21 protein-coding genes and 1 tRNA gene are annotated in these 20,812 nt (G+C 63.9%); 10 read left to right on the top strand and 12 right to left on the bottom strand.

Annotated elements, in window-relative coordinates:
• Both ACFXHE_RS13455 and ACFXHE_RS13450 read left to right on the top strand, forming a co-directional pair.
• Positions 1-1,459, top strand: a 1,459-nt coding sequence (locus ACFXHE_RS13455; protein WP_379382809.1) for an alpha/beta fold hydrolase, incomplete at its 5' end; no start/stop codon positions are given.
• A 176-nt stretch (positions 1,460-1,635) separates the two neighbouring features.
• Positions 1,636-3,123, top strand: coding sequence for an MDR family MFS transporter (locus ACFXHE_RS13450; RefSeq protein ID WP_379382807.1), 1,488 nt, complete (start codon positions 1,636-1,638; stop codon positions 3,121-3,123).
• A 1,626-nt stretch (positions 3,124-4,749) separates the two neighbouring features.
• On the opposite strand, the gene ACFXHE_RS13445 is transcribed toward ACFXHE_RS13450, so the two are convergent.
• Positions 4,750-5,172 carry a transposase gene (locus ACFXHE_RS13445; RefSeq protein ID WP_379382805.1) on the bottom strand — a complete coding sequence of 141 codons (423 nt, stop codon included), beginning with the start codon at positions 5,170-5,172 and terminating at the stop codon, positions 4,750-4,752.
• A 72-nt stretch (positions 5,173-5,244) separates the two neighbouring features.
• Positions 5,245-5,658 (bottom strand): helix-turn-helix domain-containing protein, encoded by a 414-nt coding sequence (locus tag ACFXHE_RS13440; RefSeq protein WP_379382804.1) that lies wholly within the window; start codon positions 5,656-5,658, stop codon positions 5,245-5,247.
• A gap of 354 nt (positions 5,659-6,012) precedes the next feature.
• On the opposite strand from ACFXHE_RS13440, the gene ACFXHE_RS13435 reads away from it, so the two are divergent.
• The 5 genes from ACFXHE_RS13435 (at position 6,013) to ACFXHE_RS13415 (ending at position 8,762) form a co-directional block, all read left to right on the top strand.
• Complete coding sequence (locus ACFXHE_RS13435; RefSeq protein ID WP_379382802.1) at positions 6,013-6,333, top strand: hypothetical protein; 321 nt, start codon at positions 6,013-6,015, stop codon at positions 6,331-6,333.
• A gap of 9 nt (positions 6,334-6,342) precedes the next feature.
• Positions 6,343-6,630: a hypothetical protein gene (locus tag ACFXHE_RS13430; RefSeq protein ID WP_379382800.1), complete on the top strand. Its 288-nt coding sequence runs from the start codon at positions 6,343-6,345 to the stop codon at positions 6,628-6,630.
• Between the two features lie 382 nt (positions 6,631-7,012).
• Entirely contained in the window at positions 7,013-7,195 is a 183-nt protein-coding gene (locus tag ACFXHE_RS13425; RefSeq protein WP_379382798.1) for a helix-turn-helix transcriptional regulator, read from the top strand.
• Between the two features lie 67 nt (positions 7,196-7,262).
• Positions 7,263-7,451 (top strand): hypothetical protein, encoded by a 189-nt coding sequence (locus ACFXHE_RS13420; protein ID WP_379382797.1) that lies wholly within the window; start codon positions 7,263-7,265, stop codon positions 7,449-7,451.
• A 12-nt stretch (positions 7,452-7,463) separates the two neighbouring features.
• Entirely contained in the window at positions 7,464-8,762 is a 1,299-nt protein-coding gene (locus ACFXHE_RS13415; RefSeq protein WP_379382795.1) for a hypothetical protein, read from the top strand.
• Positions 8,763-8,864: 102 nt separating this feature from the next.
• Here ACFXHE_RS13415 and ACFXHE_RS13410 read toward each other — a convergent pair.
• Together ACFXHE_RS13410 and orn are read right to left on the bottom strand one after the other, a co-directional pair.
• Positions 8,865-8,937 (bottom strand) — tRNA-His (locus ACFXHE_RS13410).
• A gap of 76 nt (positions 8,938-9,013) precedes the next feature.
• A complete protein-coding gene (gene orn, locus ACFXHE_RS13405; protein WP_379382793.1) occupies positions 9,014-9,637 on the bottom strand; it encodes an oligoribonuclease in 624 nt (207 codons plus the stop codon).
• A 191-nt stretch (positions 9,638-9,828) separates the two neighbouring features.
• Here orn and ACFXHE_RS13400 point away from each other — a divergent pair, with 191 nt between their 5' ends.
• Positions 9,829-11,565: a helicase HerA-like domain-containing protein gene (locus ACFXHE_RS13400; protein ID WP_379382791.1), complete on the top strand. Its 1,737-nt coding sequence runs from the start codon at positions 9,829-9,831 to the stop codon at positions 11,563-11,565.
• A gap of 6 nt (positions 11,566-11,571) precedes the next feature.
• Here the strand turns inward: ACFXHE_RS13400 and lysA are convergent, their stop codons facing one another.
• From lysA to ACFXHE_RS13370, 6 genes are all read right to left on the bottom strand, one after another.
• A complete protein-coding gene (lysA, locus tag ACFXHE_RS13395; RefSeq protein WP_379382790.1) occupies positions 11,572-12,918 on the bottom strand; it encodes a diaminopimelate decarboxylase in 1,347 nt (448 codons plus the stop codon).
• 132 nt (positions 12,919-13,050) lie between these two features.
• Positions 13,051-13,845 carry a mycolate reductase gene (gene cmrA / locus ACFXHE_RS13390; RefSeq protein ID WP_379382788.1) on the bottom strand — a complete coding sequence of 265 codons (795 nt, stop codon included), beginning with the start codon at positions 13,843-13,845 and terminating at the stop codon, positions 13,051-13,053.
• 165 nt (positions 13,846-14,010) lie between these two features.
• Positions 14,011-14,433, bottom strand: coding sequence for a DUF4189 domain-containing protein (locus tag ACFXHE_RS13385; protein ID WP_379382786.1), 423 nt, complete (start codon positions 14,431-14,433; stop codon positions 14,011-14,013).
• A 135-nt stretch (positions 14,434-14,568) separates the two neighbouring features.
• Positions 14,569-15,159: a VOC family protein gene (locus ACFXHE_RS13380; RefSeq protein WP_379382784.1), complete on the bottom strand. Its 591-nt coding sequence runs from the start codon at positions 15,157-15,159 to the stop codon at positions 14,569-14,571.
• Positions 15,159-17,186, bottom strand: a complete 2,028-nt coding sequence (locus ACFXHE_RS13375) for an FAD-dependent oxidoreductase (RefSeq protein WP_379382782.1) — start codon at positions 17,184-17,186, stop codon at positions 15,159-15,161. Before ACFXHE_RS13375 ends, ACFXHE_RS13380 begins: the two co-directional genes overlap by 1 nt.
• Positions 17,183-17,761, bottom strand: a complete 579-nt coding sequence (locus tag ACFXHE_RS13370) for a PadR family transcriptional regulator (RefSeq protein WP_379382780.1) — start codon at positions 17,759-17,761, stop codon at positions 17,183-17,185. Before ACFXHE_RS13370 ends, ACFXHE_RS13375 begins: the two co-directional genes overlap by 4 nt.
• Positions 17,762-17,926: 165 nt before the next feature.
• On the opposite strand from ACFXHE_RS13370, the gene ACFXHE_RS13365 reads away from it, so the two are divergent.
• Complete coding sequence (locus ACFXHE_RS13365) at positions 17,927-18,892, top strand: hypothetical protein (protein ID WP_379382778.1); 966 nt, start codon at positions 17,927-17,929, stop codon at positions 18,890-18,892.
• 70 nt (positions 18,893-18,962) lie between these two features.
• Here the strand turns inward: ACFXHE_RS13365 and ACFXHE_RS13360 are convergent, their stop codons facing one another.
• A complete protein-coding gene (locus tag ACFXHE_RS13360) occupies positions 18,963-19,397 on the bottom strand; it encodes a flavodoxin family protein (RefSeq protein ID WP_379382776.1) in 435 nt (144 codons plus the stop codon).
• A 394-nt stretch (positions 19,398-19,791) separates the two neighbouring features.
• On the opposite strand from ACFXHE_RS13360, the gene ACFXHE_RS13355 reads away from it, so the two are divergent.
• Positions 19,792-19,995: a cold-shock protein gene (locus ACFXHE_RS13355; protein ID WP_040813159.1), complete on the top strand. Its 204-nt coding sequence runs from the start codon at positions 19,792-19,794 to the stop codon at positions 19,993-19,995.
• A gap of 73 nt (positions 19,996-20,068) precedes the next feature.
• On the opposite strand, the gene ACFXHE_RS13350 is transcribed toward ACFXHE_RS13355, so the two are convergent.
• Complete coding sequence (locus tag ACFXHE_RS13350) at positions 20,069-20,812, bottom strand: hypothetical protein (RefSeq protein WP_379382774.1); 744 nt, start codon at positions 20,810-20,812, stop codon at positions 20,069-20,071.

Below are 20,812 nucleotides of genomic sequence, written 5' to 3'. Positions count from 1 at the left end.
TCTCGGACTGCCGGCATTGTCACTGGCCTGGGGTCTGTGGGCCCAATCCAGCGGCATGACCGGGCACCTGCACGACACCGACATCGCCCGCATGGCCAAACTGGGACTACGGGCGATGTCTACCGAGCAGGCTCTTGCACTCTTCGACGCTTCGGTCGCACTGGGAATTTCTTGCTCAGTGCCAATTCGGATCGATAGGACGGCGCTACAAGGTATCTCAGCCCTCAGCGTGACCCCACCAGCTCTCCGCAACCTAGCCCCGAACCGCCCAGCTACCGGTAGCCCAGAATCGACTTCGCAGCTACGGGAACGCATTGCCGCACTCGGCGATGATGAGAAGTTTGACGCGCTGTTGGAAATTGTGCGTCGAAATGCTGCGGCGGTACTGGGGCATGCGACTGCCGAAGCGATTCAACCGGATCGTCAATTCCTCGAGCAAGGATTTGAATCGCTTAGTGTGCTCGAGTTGGCGAACAAACTTCATGCGTCCCTCGGCCTGCGGATAACCCCGATGGTCATCTTGGACAGCGAAAGCCCGGCGGATCTGGCTACGCATCTCCTTTCCGAGCTGGCTAAAATTGAACAATCTGAACCTAATCGCACCAATGGAAATGCTGCATCCGATACCTTCAGTGAAATATTCCATCAAGCGGTGAAGAATGGTCGCATCGAAGAAGGGTTGAAACTGCTAGATGCCGCAACTGCATTGCGGCCGAAATTTGATACGTTGGATGGCTCGCGCCTGCCCGGGCCGGTCCGGCTTGCTGATGGCGACCGGGACGGGATTGCGAGAATTGTATGCGTAGTTGCGCCGACCGCGACTGGCGGTGCGCATCAGTATGCGCGCCTCGCGGCCAGATTTCGCGGTAAACGATCTGTTTCTGCGGTCTCATTGCCAGGGTTTCGCGTGGGCGAAAGTTTGCCCGCGACTCCAGAAATCGCAGTAGAAATGGTCGCAGACAGCATCTTGAAGGCTGCTGGCGACGGTCCGTTCGTTATTCTCGGACACTCATCTGGAGGCAACTATGCACACGCTGCCACGCATTATCTGAATCAGACAGTGGGGAGAACGGCTAACGGGCTGATCATGCTGGATAGTTTCCGGCCGGCTACAATCGGTTGGGGAGTTCCAATGGATCAGCTAATGTTGGCCTTGATTGATCGGGAGGGAATCCTCGGAAGATTCGATACCACGAAGCTTACTGCGATGGTTCATTGGTGCTCTATGCTGCATGATATCGAGCGCCCGCAAACCGGTATTCCTGAGCTATTCGTCAAATGCAACGAGCCGTACTTCTTCAATAACGATGGCGAGTCCAAAATCCCTTGGCTCGCAGAACCGTGGTTCCCGACGCAGCAGGTCGAGCAAACGGAGACCGGGCACTTCTCGCTGCTTGAGGAGGAAGTCGACAGTACGGCAATGCTGGTCGAGAGCTGGATACGCGCTATCACTATCTAACCGCAGCTGGATTCTGGCCAAGACAGCGGGGTTTTGGCCAGAATCCGCTCGTGTATCAGCGATTACTCCGAGGCTCATAGCTGTCATGGGTTCTACGCCTGTAGGTGTAGAACCCATGACCACGGCTAGCTGGTCAGACTGATGCGCCGATAGAGTCATTCAGGCATTGTCTTTGCATGCTGGTGGCACGTATCGTCAAGGTTAGAGAAAATAAGCACCTTCCTGGAAGGGATGACTTGACAACTGCAAAATCGGCCGAACGACTAGACCCGGCATTCAGAAGACTTGCGACGGTGTTGCTGGTCGGGGTTGTGCCGGTGACTTTCGACACTACAATCGTGAACGTTGCTTTGCACACCATCTCCAGTAGTCTGCATACAACGATTCTGGCGACCCAATGGACTCTGACGGGCTATGTACTGGCGATGGCCATGATCATGCCAATAAGTGGTTGGGCGATTGACCGTTTCGGTGACAAACGAACGTGGATCTTTGCGCTGGGCGTCTTCCTGCTTGCTTCAATTCTGGCGGGTGTAGCTCCGAATATTGGATGCTTGATCGCTTTCCGCATCTTGCAGGGCTGTGGCGGAGGCTTAATGTTGCCTACCATGCAGACCATCTTGGTCAGGAACGCCGGCGGGCGCCCAATGGGGCAAGTAATGGCATTGACTAGCATTGTCGCAGTTGCTGGTCCGATCTTTGGCCCCGTCGTCGGCGGGCTGATAACAAACTTTTTAGTGTGGCGCTGGATCTTCTGGGTGAATATCCCATTCTGTGTAGCCGGCTTGGTGTTGGCTGCACGTGTTCTCGATACTAGTGGCGAGCAGAAAGATCTTCGGAGACTTGACGTCAAAGGTCTTGTATTGTTGCCGCCCGCACTAGCCGCGATAATCTTTGGTCTGTCGCAAGTCGGCGTGCATGGAGGGTTTGGTGCGAAGTCCGTACTGATACCTGTAGGAGCTGGCCTCGTCCTTCTGGCCGCGTTTGTCTTTCATGCTCTAAAGACTAATAATGCCGCTTTGATTGATCTGCGTCTTTTCCGGTCTCGGCCCTTCTCGGCTTCGACCAGCATGTTGTTCTTATATGGGTTCGTCCTGCAAGGAACTATGCTGCTCTTGCCTCTCTACTATCAGCAAGAGCGTGGCCAAAGTGCACTCGCCGCTGGCCTTCTTCTTGCCCCACAGGGTGTTGGGAGCTTGCTGGTTAGGGGCAGGACCGGAAAGCTATCGGATCGTCTCGGCGCAAGGCCGGTAGTTCTGGGAGGATTTGTACTGGCTACAATAGGCACGTTTATCTATACGCAGGCTGGTGTGAATACCAACGAATATTTGCTCAGTCTGTCTCTCGTTATCCGCGGGGCCGGGCTCGGCGCCTTGGCGATTCCTATTATGTCGAGTGCCTATGGGGGACTGACTCGCACTGAGATACCGCATGCCAGTAGCGCTACGCGGATCATGCAGCAACTCGGTGGTTCATTTGGGACCGCGGCGCTGGCAGTGATCCTGCAAACGCAACTCGTCGCGCATCACGGTAGCGGCTCGATTGGGCAGCAGGCCGCATTCCAAAATGCATTCTGGTGGTGTCTTGCTTTTACTGTACTAGCCGTCATCCCCGCGTTCGCTCTTCCTGGCAGGGCTCACTCAGTGGCTGCAGCATCAGCTTAATTATAGCCGGGGAAGTTTCTGAAATAGTGACGTTCTTGACAGGATTTGGGAGTGGAATCGATGATCGAAACTGAACTGCTGCTAGATGTGCTGCGCAATGCGGCACATTGCTCATTTTCAATTAATCTTTCGGCGTGACCTAAAGGAATCGACCGGTGTCGCGCACGGAGTAAGTAGTGTTGTGTATAGCTGACGCTTGTGTTGTTCTGTAGTCGGCTGGCCGCGGCCGCTTCCCGAGCTTCGTTCGGAGTGCAACTTGCCGCGGCCGGCCGGGCGTGAGTGTGGAGCCGAACATCCAACTCGATACTTAGGCAAATAATCGTAATGTTGTCGATATAGGTTATTTCATGTTTGACTCGATGAAATACATTATCGCGGTCTTAGTGGGCGTGAATTCTTTGAAGGCCACGGATTAGCGAGCTTCCCTTGCTGTTGCAGAGATCTGATCCAGTCCTGGGCGATATGGTGGGGGACGCCGTAATGTCGCGCCACCTTCGCGATGCTGCCGAGTCTCCAGTATGTCACTCCAAAATCATCGGGAGCACTGGCCTTTGGTGTTTGGGCATGCGGTGGCAGCGATTCTTGTGCGGAGTACGATTTTCTCGATTGTTGAGTTGTCTTAACGTACCGACCGTTTTCTTGGGGGGACTCTTTCTTCTCAGGCTCAGGCTCAGGCTTCGTAACTGTGTTGTCGATCCGGGGTTCAGCCGATGGTTCGGGTAGCGATTGAAGGCCAGATAGCATGGTTGCAGTTTCAATCAAGAGGGAAAAGTCAATAGATGCAATCGCGCTAGGGATGCGTGCTCCGTCGCTGGCGTCTGTTCGAACTTCGATCAGGCGAGCGTCGCCCTGATCGATCTCGACTGTTGCCACGATGCGGGGCGAGTTTGTGAATTTGTTTGCGATAGTGATTGTGTAGGTGTCTGCCATCTCGACTGGTCCAATCGCGGGCGGGCTAGCTAGCATCAGAGGGGGGTAGCTCTGGAGATTCATCTAGTTTCCGCAGGCGGCCGATCCATCCCTGTGCGGTATGGCGTGGCACACCGTAGTGACTTGCGACTGCGGTTACCGTTCCCAACTGCTGGTGCAGGTCGCGTAACTCGCTGCTCGGGGGCATTCGGCGGTACGCTCTACCTGTTGCGGTGGCGCTCCCGGTGTTGTTCTCGGAGTGCGGTGCCGGTGCGAGGGTGGTGTCGGAACTTGCCGACGTCGGTCCGTCTAGCGCCAGTTGAGTTGGACTTCGTTCAAACTCAGCGGGCTTGGTGGAATCTGCAAGCTGCGGCAGGAACCTAGCGGCTAGCGCGGAGACGATTGCTGGGATGTCAATGCTTGGGACGCTCTGCGGAGTGAGGCCGGATGCGAACGGGGCATTGAGGGAGACCTGGGTGACTCGAGGTGCTGGTGGAGAGTCGTCAACATGGACCGTCAGTCGAGCCAGGTCCGGAGGTTCGGCCTCGCCATGCGCCGGTACAGGGATGATGACGACTGAGTAGCAAGCCATGCTTGGTCCGGTCCCTTGTGTGGCTTTGTGTGTCGGGTCTGACTGCTCCCGCACGATAGCACCGCTGACCGACGCGGTTTATCCCCGGGACACGGGGATCGATGCAGGATGAAGCTAGTGCCCCGTCAAGCAACGTTGGGTAGGTAATCCGGGTGCCGGATCTTGGATCCGACGGCGAAGTCGCGGACGGGTCCGGCGTGTTGGTTGCGCCAGCGGACGTAGGTGCCGATCGCGTCGTCTTGCTCACCGCGGCTGCGGTGGTCGGTGCCGTTGAGAGCGAAGTAGCGCAGTGCGGCGAACTCGCACTCGATCCGGTTGAGCCATGACGAATACGTGGGCAGGAATACCAGCTCGACGGCGTTGCCCGCGCACCACGCGCGGACTTCGGCGCGTTTGTGGACCGAGTAGTTGTCGCAGACCAGATACACTTTCTGGCCGGGCCATCGGGCCCGTAGGGATTTCAGGAAGGCCAAGAATTCGGTCCATCGTTTCCGGTCTCGGATCCGGTAGTACAACTGCCCGGTCCGCAGGTCCAAGGCACCGAACATGTGCCGGACACCCTGGGTTCGATGGTAGGTATAGAACGCTGCCTAGCAGCGACTGGTTGCTGCTATCTCCGGTCAAACCGGAGGGTGAATATCTCGATTAGGTGAATCGTGAGCCGTTTGCCAGATCGCTGACCATGCAGCGAGATAGGGCTCATCAACGAGATCTTGAGCGATCGTCATGAATAGCTCGTGGTCGGGAAACGTGTTCGACTCGTAGCCGAGCACCCTGACGACGGCCGCCCGCCGCAACCCAGTTCGTTCCGAAAGGCCCGTGTCGAAACGCTCACCTTCGATGGTCCGGAGCCATTCGAGATGCGTGTTCATCATCTCGGCGAACTCGGGTGGCAGCGTGACTGTTTCGCCGCGGCTTGCCCACTTCTTGACCACGCTGAGGGAGATGTCGGTCTTCTCCGCGAACTCGCGCTGAGACAGCCTCAGCGCCTTTCGCAGCGCTGTCGCGTCGGCACCCGTCCATGCCTCTTGCATACCCATTTCCTCACCCCGGCGGGAGATGCGTGTACCGAGCGTATACCGGCGTGCACCGCCGTCCACTTCATTCGGAGCGAAGGCGGCGGGAGGGTGAAATCGCACCCGATTCCAGGTCGGCCCCCTGGCGTCGGGTGCACTCCAGAACCGTTCCAGGGACCAGGAGAACACCCGACATGGACATCATCCTCGCGATAACCCTCGCTTCGCTACTGCTGTTCGTCGCGATCCTCATCGGTCGAATCGCCGACGCGCATTGGCACACGGTTCCTCGGCTCACGGTCGCCGACATCCAGACAAGACTCGCCGCCGAGCCGCCGCGGACCTACGTCCCACTCAGTCGGGGTGGTGACGATGGGCCTGCTGCCCTCCGCCATCGGATTCCTGCGCAGCGACATCTCCGGACTGAACCAGCCGCACGACGAACTTCAGATTCGCCGCGCCGCCAACCTGACTGGCTACGACCTGCGCAAAACGATCGTGTTCAGTGAGCAGACCGAGAACCGGGCACATCGTCTGCGCGTCGCGATCGACCGATTGGGTGTCGACGCCGTAATCGTGCCCAGCACTTCGCATTTCGACGGCCATGACATACCGACCGATCTGCTCGCAGTGGCGACGGTGATCACGGTGTCGCCCGGCAGCACGACGGCTCGGACGCCGCGGCCGAGCTAGGGGCACGCGATGTCCATTCGAGGAGTATTGGCCGGCCTGAATGGCGAGCAGCCCCGCGCCTGGCTGCAATACGAGGACGGCTCGTGGGCGCCGGTCGCCAAGGACGGATGGGTCGGGCCGTCGATCACCGCCGACGATCTCCGCGCGGTCGCTCAGCAGGATCTCGACGAACTCGAGGCGGCCGGATTCATCACCGAAATCATCGATGTCGAACCGCTGTCGGTCGTTGACGTCGAGTGCGGCACACAGCAGGGAGGACGCACCGCACACCCTCTGCCCGGCTGCGGCTCAGCCTGATTTGAGGCCCTCGGTCTGAGCCCGGGGGCCTCTCAGGCTTTCTCCGCATTGCCGCGTGTCCGCAGCAGGTAGGTCGTCAATTTCCCGTTCGCGAATAGCTATAGGCGATTACAACATTCGTTGCTGATCAGCCTGGGCTATTGCCCGAATTCGAGTGGCGGAATAACCTGGGTTCTACTCGATGCGATCCGATTAACCGGACAGTCATCGAACTGATAGCCAGGGTCTGTGTTGGCAGCCCTGATGACGCGAACTATCGCGTATTCCAGAAGATCTGTGCCAGCGCGAGCATGCGAGACGAATCTGATCCCAGCTCAACTCGGCTCTCGCTGGGCAACGCTGGTGATCTTGAACTCTCGGGCGTCGGCAAGGAGATTCGACCATGTCCACTACGGAGGCATATCTGACTCGGGCGCAGGTGGCGCACCGGCTGAAGCTGACTCCGAAGACGCTTGCCAACTGGGCATCAGTTGGCAAGGGGCCCAAGTGTATTCGCCTTGTGGGCGGGCGAGTCCGGTATCCCAGTGAGGACTACTTCGCGTGGGAGCGGACGCAAACCGGCTAACACTCCAGTTATTGACCGGCTAACTATCAAGTTCTTGTCTCAGCCCGTTCGCACAAGGAGATTCGTCATGTCCATCGAAATCGCGCACCTGACCCGGCTGCAAGTTGCGAAGCGACTTCAGCTGTCGGAGAAGGCCCTTCGGAACTGGGCGGCGCAGAAGCCGCAGAAGGGGCCGCGATGCATCCATATCGGTGGATGCGCTCGCTACCCGGTTGCCGATTACGACGAGTGGGAGCGGGCGCTACTGCAACAGTGAAGGAGATAGCCGGTGCCGAGCGTTGAGCTCAAGATCGGCCAGTGGGGCACGATCAGCAGCAAGAAGTATCCGGACAGGGCCGGGCCGAAGAAGTGCCGGGCCTGGACCAAGTATCGGGATACCGACGGTGTCAGTCGTCCTGTGGACTGCTGGGACACAACCGAACCCAAGGCGCGGGCGAAGCTCAAGGACATCCTGGAAGTCCGGCAGGCGCCTGCCAAGGCCGCGAAAGAGGGCCTGCTGACGCCGAATACGCGCTTCAGCACCGCGCTGGATATGTGGCTGGAGGAACTGAAGCTCGACGAGACCATGGTGCCGCAGACCATCGACGGATACGAGCGACAGATCAACAAGTCCGACGACAAGCGCGCGGATCCCGACGCGATCAAGATCCGGCCCATGCTGGGGAACTACCGGATTCGCGAGATCGACACGGCCGTCGTGGACAACTACCTGAAGTCGATCAGCAAGCTGGGGTACAAGCGAAAGGCGCGGTGGCAGGCCACGATTCTGCGCGAAACGCTGGATCTGTGCATCCGTCACGGCGCGCTCACAGGCGCGAATCCCATGAGCGGAGTCTCCAAGCGCACGATGCGCAGTAGGAAGAAGTCCGTCAAGGCCGAGGCGTGGACCACGTTGCAGGCCATGCGCGAGACGGTGGAGAAGTGGGGCCGCGGCGAGGAGATCCCCGGCACGCCCGCCTACAAGCACGGTCCGCGCCGGGACTCCCAGGAGATCCTGGACGTGTGCGACTGCACGGCCGGTGCCGGCGGTGTCCGTCCGCACGAGGTGTTCGCGTTCGAATGGGACGAGGTCGAAGGCATCGACTTCGACGCGACGAAGTGGCCGACCATCGGGCCGGACAGCTGCCCGGAGGTCTGGCTCACGATCTCAGGGACGGTAGTCACGGTGAAGGGGCAGGGCTGTTTTCGCCAGGAGCGGCTGAAGGTGGGCAAGAAGCCCTACCGGGTGCGCGTGCCCTGGTACATGGTGCTGATCCTGCGCCGCCGCTGGGACGAGGCCGGGCACCCGAGCGATGGCCTGATCTTCGTGAACCGGAACGGAAAGGTCAAGAACCCGAACAACTTCAACCGGACGTTCCGGGCCGCACGCGAAACTGAGTACGCGCACATCACTCTGCGCTCCTACCGAAAGCGGGTAGCGACCGCGACGGCCGAGGAGAAGGGCATCGACGCCGCGGGGCTTCAGCTCAACCATGTGCTGGGGTCGCGAGTGACCGCCGAGCATTACGTGGAGAAGCCGCGTGATGTCCCCGACAACCGTGACGTGCTCAACGCCTACGTCGCGTGAGGAGTTGGAAGAAATGCGCTCAGAAGTTGGTGACAAGTTGGAAAGACGTCAAGTAAGCAGCAGGCCCAGGCGGGAGAAAGATCTCCGGCCTGGGCCTTTAGGGGTGGCTGACGGGACTCGAACCCGCGACACCCAGGATCACAACCTGGTGCTCTACCAGCTGAACTACAGCCACCATTGCCGTAACTTCCGGCGCGGTAGATATTAACGTGTCGCCGCGACGAGTACCTAATCGGCTGTTCAGATGGGGTTTAGTCAGCCTCGGGAGCGGTTGCTCCGGGGGTGGAGAGTTCGGCGGCGACGGCGGCGATCTCAGCGGTGGAGGGGCCGGGCGGGGCGACGAAGGCGGTGCGGCGGTAGTACTCGAGCTCGCGGATGGATTCCTTGATGTCGGCGAGGGCGCGGTGGGCGAGGCCCTTCTCGGGCTGGCCGAAGTAGATGCGCGGGTACCAGCGGCGGGCCAGTTCCTTGATGGAGCTGACGTCGATCATGCGGTAGTGCAGGTGGGTGTCGAGGGCCGGCATGTCGCGGGCGATGAAGCCGCGGTCGGTGGCGATGGAGTTGCCGGCCAGCGGGACCGTGCGCGCGGTGGGGACGTACTGCTTGATGTAGGCGAGGATCTGCTGCTCGGCCTCGGCGACAGAGACGGTGGAGCGGCGGACCTCCTCGGTGAGCCCGGAGCGGGCGTGCATCTCGGCCACCACCGGCGGCATGGCGGCCAGCGCGTCGTCGTCGGCGTGGATCACGATGTCCACGCCCTCGCCGAGGATATTGAGGTCACTGTCGGTCACGAGTGCGGCCACCTCGATCAGCTTGTCGCTGTCGAGCTGTAGGCCGGTCATCTCGCAGTCCATCCACACCACGTACTTGTCCACCCGCCAAACACTAACGCTTCGGCGTTCCGCGACCCGGATGCCCGGCCGCGTCGAGCCCGCTCGGCCGCCCGACCGGGCAGTATCGTTCACACCAGTCCCGCATAACGAGCGGTCGGCATGTTGGTTGGGCAGTTCCCAGGGCAGTAGTTCACAGGGCAGTCGCAGTTGGCAGAGCAGACGGAGGATGCGCGATGACCACCCCGCAGGAGAAGGCAGCGGCGGCACGGAAGGCGGCGGAGGAGGCGGCGCGGATCGCGGCGGAGGCGGCAGCCGCCGCCGAGGCCGCGGAAAAGGAAGCCGCCGATCAAGAGGCGGCGGCCAAGGCCGCGCAGACGGCTCCGGGGGGCAACGGCATGACGAAAACCGCTGCTGCGGAATCTGATCAGGCCGCCGAGGACGAGGCCGCCGCACAGGAGATCGCGGCGGGATACGCCATGGAGGGCCTGGCGCTGGAGCTGGGCACCGTGATCGTCGGCGACACCGTGCATCCCGATGCGCGGGTGCGGATTCCGATGAAGACCATGAACCGCCACGGCCTGGTCGCGGGCGCCACCGGTACCGGTAAGACCAAGACCTTGCAGGGCATCGCCGAGCAGCTCTCGGCGGCGGGCGTGCCGGTGGTGCTGGCCGATATCAAGGGCGACCTGTCGGGTCTGGCGCAGCCGGGGCAGGCGAACGACAAGCTGCTGGCCCGCGCCCGGGAGACCGGCGATCCGGACTGGAGGCCGCAGGGCTTCCCGTGTGAGTTCGTCTCCCTCGGCACCGGGGGGATCGGCGTGCCGATCCGCGCCACCATCACCTCGTTCGGCCCGATCCTGCTCAGTAAGGCGCTGGGGCTCAACGAAACCCAGGAATCCACCCTCGGCCTGATCTTCCACTGGTCGGACCAGAACGGCTTGGCGCTGCTGGATCTGAAGGATCTGCGCGCGGTCATCCAATACCTCACCAGCCCGGAGGGTAAGGAAGATCTCAAGGGCATCGGCGGCGTCTCCGCGCAGACCGCGGGTGTGATCCTGCGCGCACTGGTGAATCTGGAGGCCGACGGCGGCGACACCTTCTTCGGCGAGCCCGAGCTCGAGCCCGCCGATCTCATGCGCACCGCGGGCGGGCAGGGCGTCATCACCCTGTTCGAGCTGGGCGCGCAGGCCGCGCGGCCGCAGATGTTCTCGACCTTCCTGATGTGGGTGCTGGCCAACCTGTTCCAGACGCTGCCCGAGGTCGGCGATATGGACAAGCCCAAGCTGGTGTTCATCTTCGACGAGGCGCACCTGCTGTTCAACGACGCCTCCAAGGCGTTCCTGAACCAGGTGGAGCAGACGGTGAAGCTGATCCGCTCCAAGGGCGTCGGCGTCTTCTTCTGCACCCAGCTGCCCACCGACATCCCGAATCCGGTGCTCTCCCAGCTGGGTGCGCGCATCCAGCACGCGCTGCGCGCGTTCACGCCGGAAGATCAAGCGGCGCTGTCGAAGACGGTGCGCACCTATCCCAAGACCGCCACCTACGATCTCGAAAAGGCGCTCACCTCACTGGGTATCGGTGAGGCCGTGGTGACGGTGCTCTCGGAGAAGGGCGCGCCCACCCCGGTCGCCTGGGCGCGCATGCAGCCGCCACGCTCGCTCATGGACACCATCGGAGACGACGGAATCCGTTCCCGCGCACAGCAGTCCACGCTGTACGGCAAGTACGGGACCACCATCGACGCGGAATCGGCCTACGAGATCCTGACCGCGAAGATTCAGGCGACCGCGCAGCGGCAGGCCGACGAGGCGGCGGCCAAGGGCCCGCGCTCGGCCAGGCCCGCCCCGCAGGAGGATTCGATGGCCGAGAAGATCGTCAAGAATCCCGCCTTCAAGAACTTCCTGCGATCGGCGGCCACCGTCGCCGGGCGCGAGATCAGCCGCAGCATCTTCGGCACCCGGAAGCGGTAGCTCGGCTCAGCGCCCGATATCGCGGCTGAGCAGATCGTCGATGGTTTCGCGCCGGACCAGCTCCCGGCACCCGCCGTCGCGGACCGCGACGATCGGCGGGCGGCCGACGCCGTTGTAGGACGAGGCCAGGCTGTGGTGGTACGCCCCGGTGCAGGGCATGGCCAGCACCTCGCCGGGCCGCAGGTCGGCCGGCAGCCGGACGTCGCGGGCCAGGATGTCGCCCGCCTCGCAGTAGCGTCCGGCGATGGTGGCGGTCATGTGCGGGCCGGTGGGATGCCGGTTGGCGACCACGGCGTCGTAGCGCGCGCCGTAGAGGGCGACCCGCGGGTTGTCGCTCATGCCGCCGTCCACGGTCACATAGGTGTGGCCGTGCTCGACGTGTTTCACCGACAGCACGCGGTACAGCGTGATGCCCGCCCGTGCCACGATGGCGCGGCCGGGTTCGAGGGCGATGCGGGGCCGCGGGAAGCCGTGCCGGGCGCAGGCCGCGTCCAGCGAATCCTCGATGATGTCGGCCAGTTCGGCCAGGTTCATCTCGGCGTCGCCGCTGCGGTAGGCCACCGCGTGCCCGCCGCCGAGGTCCAGGTCGGTCAGGGTGACGCCGAATTCGTCGCGGATGCGGGCCATTTCGGCGATCATGCGCCGCACCGCCTCGCCGTAGGGGAAGGTGTTGTAGATCTGCGACCCGATATGGCAGTGCAGCCCGGCCAGGGTCAGATTCGGTTGCCGCACAATGCGATCCACCGCCTCCATCACCGCCCGCCCGCCGATCGGGAAACCGAACTTCTGATCGGTGACGCCGGTGCGGACCGCCGGATGTCCGTCGATGTCGATATCGGGGGTGACGCGCAGCAGCACCCGCTGCGGCCGCTCGGCCAGCGCCGAGAGCAGCGTGATCTCGGTGAGCGAGTCGATCACGATGCGCCCGACCCGGCAGTTCACGGCCGTCTCCAGCTCGGCGAAGGGTTTCCCGTTGCCGTGCAGCACGATCCGCTCCGGATCGGCCCAGCTGGACAGTGCCACCGCCAGTTCCCCGGCCGAGCACACGTCCAGCGACAGCCCCTCGTCGGTGATCCATTCGGCCACCGCGCGGGTGAGCAGTGCCTTGCCCGCATAGATGATCTCGGCGTCGGGGAACCGAGTGCGGTAGGCCTGACAGCGGGTGCGCACCTCGCCCTCGTCGAGCACATACGTCGGCGTGCCGTATTGATCGGCGATGTCGGCCAGCGCCACGCCGCCGACGGTGATGCGCCCGTCGGCGTCGTAGTGGGTTTCGCGTGGCCAGACCGCCGGATCGAGCCGGGGGACCATGCCCCCGTCACGCAGCGACGGGAAGATCTCGAGCAGCGTCAAGACGTCTCCTGGTGAGAGCTCCCCGCTTTCTCTCATGCGGGGCCGACACCAGGACTACGCCCGATTCCGCTGTCCGGAATGTCCGGCAACGTCCCCTTTACGAGCGCCCCGCCGATCTTGACGGTTTGCTGATCAGCTGCCGAGCTTCTTGTAGGCGGCGCCGGCCACCACCGAGGTGATCGAGCGCGGGCCGAACTGCCCGGCCAGGCTCATACCCTTGCTGATCAGGCCCGGGACCACGCGCATCTTGTTGCGGGCGAGCGCGTCGATGGTGATCTTGGCGGTGTGGGCGGCGGTGACCCAGATGAACTCCGGGATCTTGTTGCCCATCTCCTCCTGGTCCGGGTTGTCGGTACGGACCGGGCCGGGAGCCAGCAGGGTGACATTGATGCCGGTGCCCTTGAGCTCACCGCGTAGCGACTCGGAGAAGGTGTTCACGAACGCCTTGCTCGCGGAGTAGGTGGTGTTGTTCGGAATCGGCATATTGCCCGCCGCCGAGCCGGTGACGAGGATGCCGCCCGCCCGGCGCTCCAGCATGCCCGGCAGCACGGCCAGCGTGAGATCGTGCACGGCAACGGCATTCAGTTCCATGATGTCGCGCTCGTAGTCCAGGTCCAGCTTGGCCAGCGGGCCGAACGTGGAGACACCGGCGTTGTTGCAGAGGATGGCGATGTCCCGCGCGGCCAGCTCCTTGGCCAGCGGCGCGCGCTGATCGCGGTCGGACAGGTCCACCGCGCGCACCTCGGCGGTGATGCCGTACCGCTCGGTCAGCCGCTGTGCCAGCTCGGCCAGCAGGTCGCCGCGGCGGGCGACGAGGATCAGCGAGTAGCCCCGCGAGGCAAGCTCTTCGGCGAGGGCGGTGCCGATCCCGGAGGAGGCTCCGGTGACGATGGCACGATTGTCGGCGGTGGGTACAGGCAGGCTCACGGGACCCGAGCCTACCGATGTTCGCGCGGATGGGGCGCTCGGCGTGCGGGTGGGGTGGACGAAAGGGGAACCACTCCACCCGCACGCCCGCGTTCACGCCGTTCAGCGCGTGTCCGGCGGGCGGATCAGGAAGTGCCTGCCCGGATCAGGCGGTGCACTTCGAGATCAGGCGGTGCACTTCGAGATGAGGACGCTGGCCTGGGAGGGATCCGCGCTGCCCAGGCTCACCATCAGGGGGTTCGGGTCCGGGCCGCTGGCCGCGAGGGCATTGCGCTCGGCGGCGGCCAGGTTGTTGCCCAGGCCGGTGTACAGCCGGCCGTCGCGGTCCACGAGAGCGGCGCAGCCGTTGTTCCAGCGCAGCGCCACCGCACAGTTGGAGAAGCCGCACTGGTCCATGGCGTCGGCGTCGGCGCGGCCCTGGTCGGGCGCGTTGTAGGCGTAGCCGATCGCCCACTGGTCGCCTCGGTCGGCGACGGCGAAGGAGCCGTAGTAGTCGTAGCCGGCGTGCGCCGTGCCCATGCCGGTGCTCATCAGCGCGGCGGCGGCGGAGGCCACCGCACCGGCGGCGGCCTTACGAGACAGATGCATAGAGAATTTCTCCCCCGGGATCGTTGAAGCAGGTGCTCCGCGATCATGGCAGGGTGGTACGACATTCCCGACCATCTGAATCGGTTGGTGTATAGGTCATTTCGATTTCGGCCGGAAATGCTGTCCCGTGACCGGTCAATTCCGGGGTTTGGGCTCCATGAAGGCGATGCCCCAGTTCAGGTGACCGTGCCAGACGCTGGCTATGCGGCCGCCCTGGACGGCGGGTTTGGGGTCGCCGATCGGGCCGCCCGCGGCGCGGACGGCGGCGACGGTGGCGTCCAGGTCGGGGGCCAGGAAGGCGACGCCGGTCAGGGCAGGTGCGCGGCCGGAGGACACGGCCTCGATGAACGGTTCGCCGACCCGGTAGAAGGCCATTTCAGGTCCTTCCGGGCCGCGCGGGAAGAAGCGCCGGCGCGGCGGGACGCCGAGGACGGCGGTCAGATCGGCGACGGCGTCGTCCAGATCGGGCACCCAGTAGACGACGTGATCGACGGTGGTCACGCCGTTCGGATGCACCGGCATGGAATCAGCTTCGGGCGTCGTCGATTCCAGGTACGGGATGCCGAGTGATTCGGGGGCGGCATGGGTTTCGTCGAAACCCCAGGCGGGCTCGCCCAGGGTGCAGGCGACGCGGCCGATCTGCACTCGGCCGCCGCTGACGGTGAAACCCAGTGCCGCCCAGGACTGCTCGTCTCCGGGCAGTCCCAGGCGGGTGAGATTCGGCATTACAGGGCCGCCGCCAGCCGGGTGCCCTGGTTGATGGCACGCTTGGCGTCGAGTTCGGCGGCCAGGTCGGCGCCGCCGATGAGGTGCACCTTCACGCCCGCGTTCTGCAGCGGCTCGTGCAGGTCGCGCACGGATTCCTGGCCCGCGCACAGGATCACGTTGTCGCACTCGATGATCTGCGGGCGCTGGCGCTTCTCGCCGAAGCTGATGTGCAGGCCGCGGTCGTCGATGCGCTCGTAGTTGACGCCGCCGATCTGCTCGACGCCCTTGGCCTTGACCGCGGCCCGGTGCACCCAGCCGGTGGTCTTGCCCAGTCCCTTGCCGAAGGAGGACGACTTGCGCTGCAGCAGTACGACTTCCCGGGCGGCGGGAGAGGGCCTGGGGGTGGTGACGAAGCCGGGGACGGTGGGATCGTCGGAGACGCCCCACTCTTCCTTCCACTCGTCGAGCTTGAGGCTGGGATGTCCTTCGACGGTGAGGAATTCACTCACGTCGAAGCCGATGCCGCCGGCGCCGATGACCGCCACCTTCCTGCCCACCGGCTTGCCCTCGCGCACCAGCTCGGCATAGGTGAGCACCTTCGGGTGGTCGATGCCGGGGATATTGGGGATGCGCGGCTTCACGCCGGTGGCCAGGATGACCTGGTCGTAACCGCCCGCGACGAGCTGCTCGGCGGTGGCCCGGGTCTCGAGATACACGCGCACACCGGTGATTTCGAGCTGCCTGGTGTAGTAGCGCAGGGTCTCGTTGAACTCTTCCTTGCCCGGGATCCGGCGGGCGATGTCGAACTGCCCGCCGATCTTGTCGTCGGATTCGAACAGGTCCACGTGGTGCCCGCGCTGGGCCAGGCTGACCGCGGCCGAGAGTCCGGCCGGGCCCGCGCCCACGACGGCGAACTTCCGGGTCCGGCGGGTGGGCAGCAGCTTCAGCTCGGTCTCGTGCCCGGCGCGCGGATTCAGCAGGCAGGACACGGTTTTGGCCTGGAAGGCGTGGTCCAGGCAGGCCTGATTGCAGGCGATGCAGGTATTGATCTCGTCCCCCCGCGCGTCCTGGGCCTTGCGCGCCCAGTCCGGGTCGGCGAGCAGCGGGCGGGCCAGCGACACCAGGTCGGAGTCGCCACGGGTGAGGATCTCCTCGGCGGTCTCCGGCATATTGATGCGGTTGGACGCGCACACCGGAATGCTGACGAGGTCCTTGACCTTCGCGGTCCACTCCACGAACGCCGCACGCGGCACCGAGGTGACGATGGTGGGCACCCGGGCCTCGTGCCAGCCGATGTCGGTATTGATGATGGTGGCGCCGGCGGCCTCCACATCCTGTGCGACGGCGGCGATTTCGTCCCAGGTCTGGCCCTTCTCCACGAAGTCGGCCATGGACAGCCGGAAGACGATGATGAAGTCCGGTCCGACCGCCTTGCGCACCCGGCGCACGATCTCGCCCGCGATGCGGCGGCGGTTCTCCGGCGAGCCGCCCCACTTGTCCTTGCGCTTGTTGGTGCGCTCGGCCAGGAACTGGTTGATGAAATAGCCTTCACCACCCATGATTTCGACGCCGTCGTACCCGGCGAACTTGGCCAGGTAGGCGCAGCGCGCGTAATCGTCGATGGTCTCCTCGACGCCCTTGGACGAGAGCGCGCGGGGCTTGAACGGATTGATGGGGGCCTTGATGGCGGAGGCGGACACGCTGGTCGGCATGTAGGAGTAGCGGCCCGCGTGCAGGATCTGCAGCGCGATCTTGCCGCCCTCGGCGTGCACCGCCTTGGTGATGGCGCGGTGCCGGTAGGCCTCGGTCTTGTTGGTCAGCTTGGCGCCGAAGGGCAGCAGCCAGCCGGTGCGGTTGGGGGCGTAGCCGCCCGTGATGATCAGTCCGACACCGCCTTTGGCCCGCTCGGCGAAGTAGGCGGCCAGCCGGTTGGTGTGCCAGGCCCGATCCTCGAGGCCGGTGTGCATGGAACCCATGACCACGCGATTGCGCAGCGTGGTGAATCCCAGGTCCAGGGGTTCGAACAGGTGCGGGTACGCGCTCATCGCTGAGTGCCTTTCGGTTCGGACGCCTGCGACCGGGCCGAGTCGCGCTTCAGGGCGTCGAGTACTTCCTCGCACCAGTCGACGATTCCCTCCTCGACGCGGATGCCGCCGCGCAGGACGAGGTACTGGTGCAGCTTGGGGCCGGTGAGCTGATCCGGCGCGGGGTAGTCCTTCTTCTCGAAGATGCGGTACAGGTCGAGCCGGTGCGCGTGCTGGTCGCGGTGGCGCTGCACCTCGGCGGTGAGCGCGCCGACATCGCCGAGGGAGGCGGCTCGCAGCTTCACGCCGAGTTCGTTGCGCATGGGTTCCAGATCGGCGGGTTCGGCGATCCAGCGGATCAGTTCGGCCCGGCCGGCGTCGGAGACGGTGTAGACCTTCTTGTCCGGGCGGCCCTCCTGGGGCACGGTCTCCGCGATGACCCAGCCCTGCTCGTCCATGCGCTTGAGCACGCGATAGATCTGCTGGTGGGTAGCGTTCCAGAAGAATCCGATGGATTTGTCGAAACGGCGCGCGAGGTCGTATCCCGAGCTGGCACGTTCGGTCAGCGATACCAGCAGCGCGTGTTCGAGGGCCATGCCGCCAGGGTAACTGAGACGAGACGTACTATGCAATTCAGTGCATAACTTTCGGCGTGGTGCGGACTCGTCGGTGTGTCGGTTAACGCGGCCGGTCGCGAACCTGATTTCAGAGCGAATCACCCGCCCGGGGTGCTGGGCGGGGATGGACTCAGGGGAGGAAACATGCGTTCGGCATTCACGACGGTGGGGGCCGCGGTGCTCATCGCGACATCCGCGGTGCTGATGACGGCCTGCAATGACAGGGACACCACCGGGGCCACGCCGACCTCGGTGAGCGCCGCGGCGCAGGGCGCCGGGCAGCCGGGTGACACTGCCACTCCGGGTGGCACCGTCAAGCCCGGTGGCACGAACTCGCAGGCGACCGTGCGCACTATCGGCAAGATCGGTTGGTACGAGGGCTTCGAGATCACCGTCGACAAGGCCACCGTCACGCCGGACGAATTCGGCGGCGCGACGGTGCGGGTGGACATCACCTACAAGAACACCGCCACGAAGGACCAGACGCTGAGCATCGTCCCCGGCGTGCAGATCGACAGCGCACTCGATCCCGGGGCCGGATTCGACAATCCGGACGTGCCCGGAAAGGGCTCGGCCGCAGGCGATGTCACCACCTCGGTGAAGAAGCTGGACAATGCCGAGCACCTGCTCGACACCATCACGATCGTCTACGGCACCTCCGCGGACAATCAGACCCTGATCCCGCTGAAGACCGACGCGAAGGCCGACAGCGTCGCTCCCAGGACACTGAACGTCTCGGGCAAACTGGTGCAGGACCAGACCACCGTCGACATCACCGGCGGCACACTGACACCCAGCTACACCAAGGGTGAGCGCAACAAGATGGATCTCGCCCTGCACATCAAGCTGGTCGGCGGCTCCGGCATCGCCGCGGGCGGACTGAACGTCTTCTACGAGTACTTCAGCATCAAGACGCCGGACGGCCAGAACGTGGTGGCCGATATCCGCGGCCCCATCGACGAACTGCTCAGCCGCAACCAAACCATCGACAAGGCGGACAATGTCGTCGTGTTCGTGGTCCCGGCGCCGGCGACCGGCTCCTATGTGGTCAGCTACGACGCGACCAAGGGGGCGAGCGCTGCCCCCACCTTCTCCTTCGCGGTGAGCTGAAAAGCACTGCGCGCCCGGGTCTTTCCGGATCCAGCAGCCACTCGGGCGCGCTTTTTCAGTGTTATCGTGCTCACAGTCCGGCGGCGAAGACCCGCGCCGCCTCGAGATCACCGGCATGCGGCCGTCCCTTGTTGACGCCGCCGACCACTCGCAGCGGTGCCCAGGCGTCGAACGCGCGAACCGAGAAGGTGTCGACCACGTCGAATCCCGCGCGCCGGACCAGCCGTGCCATCGGCCACAGTTGCGGCGGAAACCCACTGGTGGCGAACACGAATGCCCTGCCGCGCTCCGCTTTCGGCAGCGACCGCACGAACCCGCGCAGCCGGGGGTGGAACATCTGGTTGAAGATCCCCGACCCGAACCCCACCAGGTCGTACTCCCCGAGCGAGCTCACCTCGACCTGCGCGGGCTCCAGGACCGTGGCCTTCAGCACCTCGCCCATGGCCTCCGCCACTCGCCGCGTATTGCCATGCGACACCGAAACGCACACGATCAGGGCCTTCATCACAACGCTCCTTCGCTACCCGCATCGATCGGACATGCTCGGAGACACCAGCCGAGTCTCGACCGTGACACCGAAGCGGTGTGTCGGCCGTCATAGGACTCGCACGCTCGGGCCGGTGTCGGTGTGGCGACGGCCAATTCTGGTGGTCATGGTTCCGTCGATCACTTTGAAACTATGGCATTTCATATATTTTGGGATGTCAATTCGCCGCAGACCGCAGGTCGAGTGCACTGTCATGTTGCTTGCCGGGCCGGGTGCGGAGGCCGTCGCAGACGACATGCCGGACGCCGCTGATCGGGGCGTTGCCGACCGGCTTGCGGGAGTGTGACATGCTGGTAGCGAGCACGGGTTGTTGATGTGATCGCTCGGCTCGCAACAGGGAGATTTAAAAAGAATGTCGCAAGGCAGTGTGAAGTGGTTTAACGGCGAAAAGGGCTTCGGGTTCATTGCGCAGGACGGCGGCGGTCCCGACGTTTTCGTCCACTACTCCGAGATTGCCGGCTCCGGTTTCAAGTCCCTCGACGAGGGCCAGCGGGTCGAGTTCGAGATCGGCCAGGGCCAGAAGGGTCCGCAGGCGCAGAACGTCCGCGCCATCTAGGAGCCGACGCAACACCTAACCCGCGCCGATCGGCGCGGGTTTCGTGCTTTTTCGAGGCGTTGCGCTGCCGAAGTCAGAAATCTCTGCGGCGCAGGGTTTCCCATCCGGCCCACATCGCGGCGGCCGCCCAGACGCCGGTGACGGCGAGGCCGGTCCAGGGGCCGAGAGTTCCCGAGGGGGTGTGGACGAGTGCCTGCCTGCCCGCCCGGTCGGGGAGGAATTGGACGAGCCCGCCGTCGTGGGTGACGTCGCCGAGGGTGAACGACAGCAGCAGGACCACGGGTACGAGAATTCCCATGGCGGCCATGGCGTTTCGGAACATGGTCGCCAGGCCGGCGGCGAACAGGGCGATCAGTGCGAGATAGAGTGCGCAGCCGATGATTGCGCGCCACGCCGCCGGATCATCGACCCGCACCCGGTGTGCCCCCAGCAGGGGTTGCCCGACGAAGAAACACAGCGCCGCGGTCGGCAGACCCGCCAGTAGTGTGCTCACGCCGATCACCAAAAGGTTCGCCGAATAGACCAGGCCCCGCCGCGGCACCGCCGCGAACCAGATGCGCGCTCCGTTGTTCCTGAACTGTGCTGCCGCGCAGACGGCTCCGCCGCAGATGGCGGCGAGTTGACCGAAATTGACGCCGTAGAACGAGATCAGCAGCGCATCGAAACCCGGTTTGCCCGCGTCGTGCCTGCCGAGACTGGCGGTCCCGGTCAGCGAAAACCCCACGGTGGCTGCGAACATCAGTGCGACCAGGCCGCTGAGCACCGGCAGCGATCGGGCCTTGATCAATTCGGAGCGCAGGACAGCTGTGAAAGACAT

Origin of the sequence: Nocardia sp. NPDC059229, assembly GCF_042754165.1 — a bacterium.
In the GTDB taxonomy this organism is placed as follows: Bacteria; Actinomycetota; Actinomycetes; order Mycobacteriales; family Mycobacteriaceae; genus Nocardia.
Note: the sequence above shows the minus strand (reverse complement) of the source record. Positions and strands in the feature narration are given on the sequence as shown.

Bases quoted from the DNA above. Each gene is read 5' to 3' on its own strand.
- ACFXHE_RS13450 (WP_379382807.1), top strand. From the start codon at position 1,636: ATGCTGGTGGCACGTATCGTCAAGGTTAGAGAAAATAAGCACCTTCCT.
- ACFXHE_RS13445 (WP_379382805.1), bottom strand. From the start codon at position 5,172: ATGTTCGGTGCCTTGGACCTGCGGACCGGGCAGTTGTACTACCGGATC.
- ACFXHE_RS13440 (WP_379382804.1), bottom strand. From the start codon at position 5,658: ATGCAAGAGGCATGGACGGGTGCCGACGCGACAGCGCTGCGAAAGGCG.
- ACFXHE_RS13435 (WP_379382802.1), top strand. From the start codon at position 6,013: ATGGGCCTGCTGCCCTCCGCCATCGGATTCCTGCGCAGCGACATCTCC.
- ACFXHE_RS13430 (WP_379382800.1), top strand. From the start codon at position 6,343: ATGTCCATTCGAGGAGTATTGGCCGGCCTGAATGGCGAGCAGCCCCGC.
- ACFXHE_RS13425 (WP_379382798.1), top strand. From the start codon at position 7,013: ATGTCCACTACGGAGGCATATCTGACTCGGGCGCAGGTGGCGCACCGG.
- ACFXHE_RS13420 (WP_379382797.1), top strand. From the start codon at position 7,263: ATGTCCATCGAAATCGCGCACCTGACCCGGCTGCAAGTTGCGAAGCGA.
- ACFXHE_RS13400 (WP_379382791.1), top strand. From the start codon at position 9,829: ATGACCACCCCGCAGGAGAAGGCAGCGGCGGCACGGAAGGCGGCGGAG.
- ACFXHE_RS13385 (WP_379382786.1), bottom strand. From the start codon at position 14,433: ATGCATCTGTCTCGTAAGGCCGCCGCCGGTGCGGTGGCCTCCGCCGCC.
- ACFXHE_RS13380 (WP_379382784.1), bottom strand. From the start codon at position 15,159: ATGCCGAATCTCACCCGCCTGGGACTGCCCGGAGACGAGCAGTCCTGG.
- ACFXHE_RS13375 (WP_379382782.1), bottom strand. From the start codon at position 17,186: ATGAGCGCGTACCCGCACCTGTTCGAACCCCTGGACCTGGGATTCACC.
- ACFXHE_RS13370 (WP_379382780.1), bottom strand. From the start codon at position 17,761: ATGGCCCTCGAACACGCGCTGCTGGTATCGCTGACCGAACGTGCCAGC.
- ACFXHE_RS13365 (WP_379382778.1), top strand. From the start codon at position 17,927: ATGCGTTCGGCATTCACGACGGTGGGGGCCGCGGTGCTCATCGCGACA.
- ACFXHE_RS13360 (WP_379382776.1), bottom strand. From the start codon at position 19,397: ATGAAGGCCCTGATCGTGTGCGTTTCGGTGTCGCATGGCAATACGCGG.
- ACFXHE_RS13355 (WP_040813159.1), top strand. From the start codon at position 19,792: ATGTCGCAAGGCAGTGTGAAGTGGTTTAACGGCGAAAAGGGCTTCGGG.
- ACFXHE_RS13350 (WP_379382774.1), bottom strand. From the start codon at position 20,812: ATGTCTTTCACAGCTGTCCTGCGCTCCGAATTGATCAAGGCCCGATCG.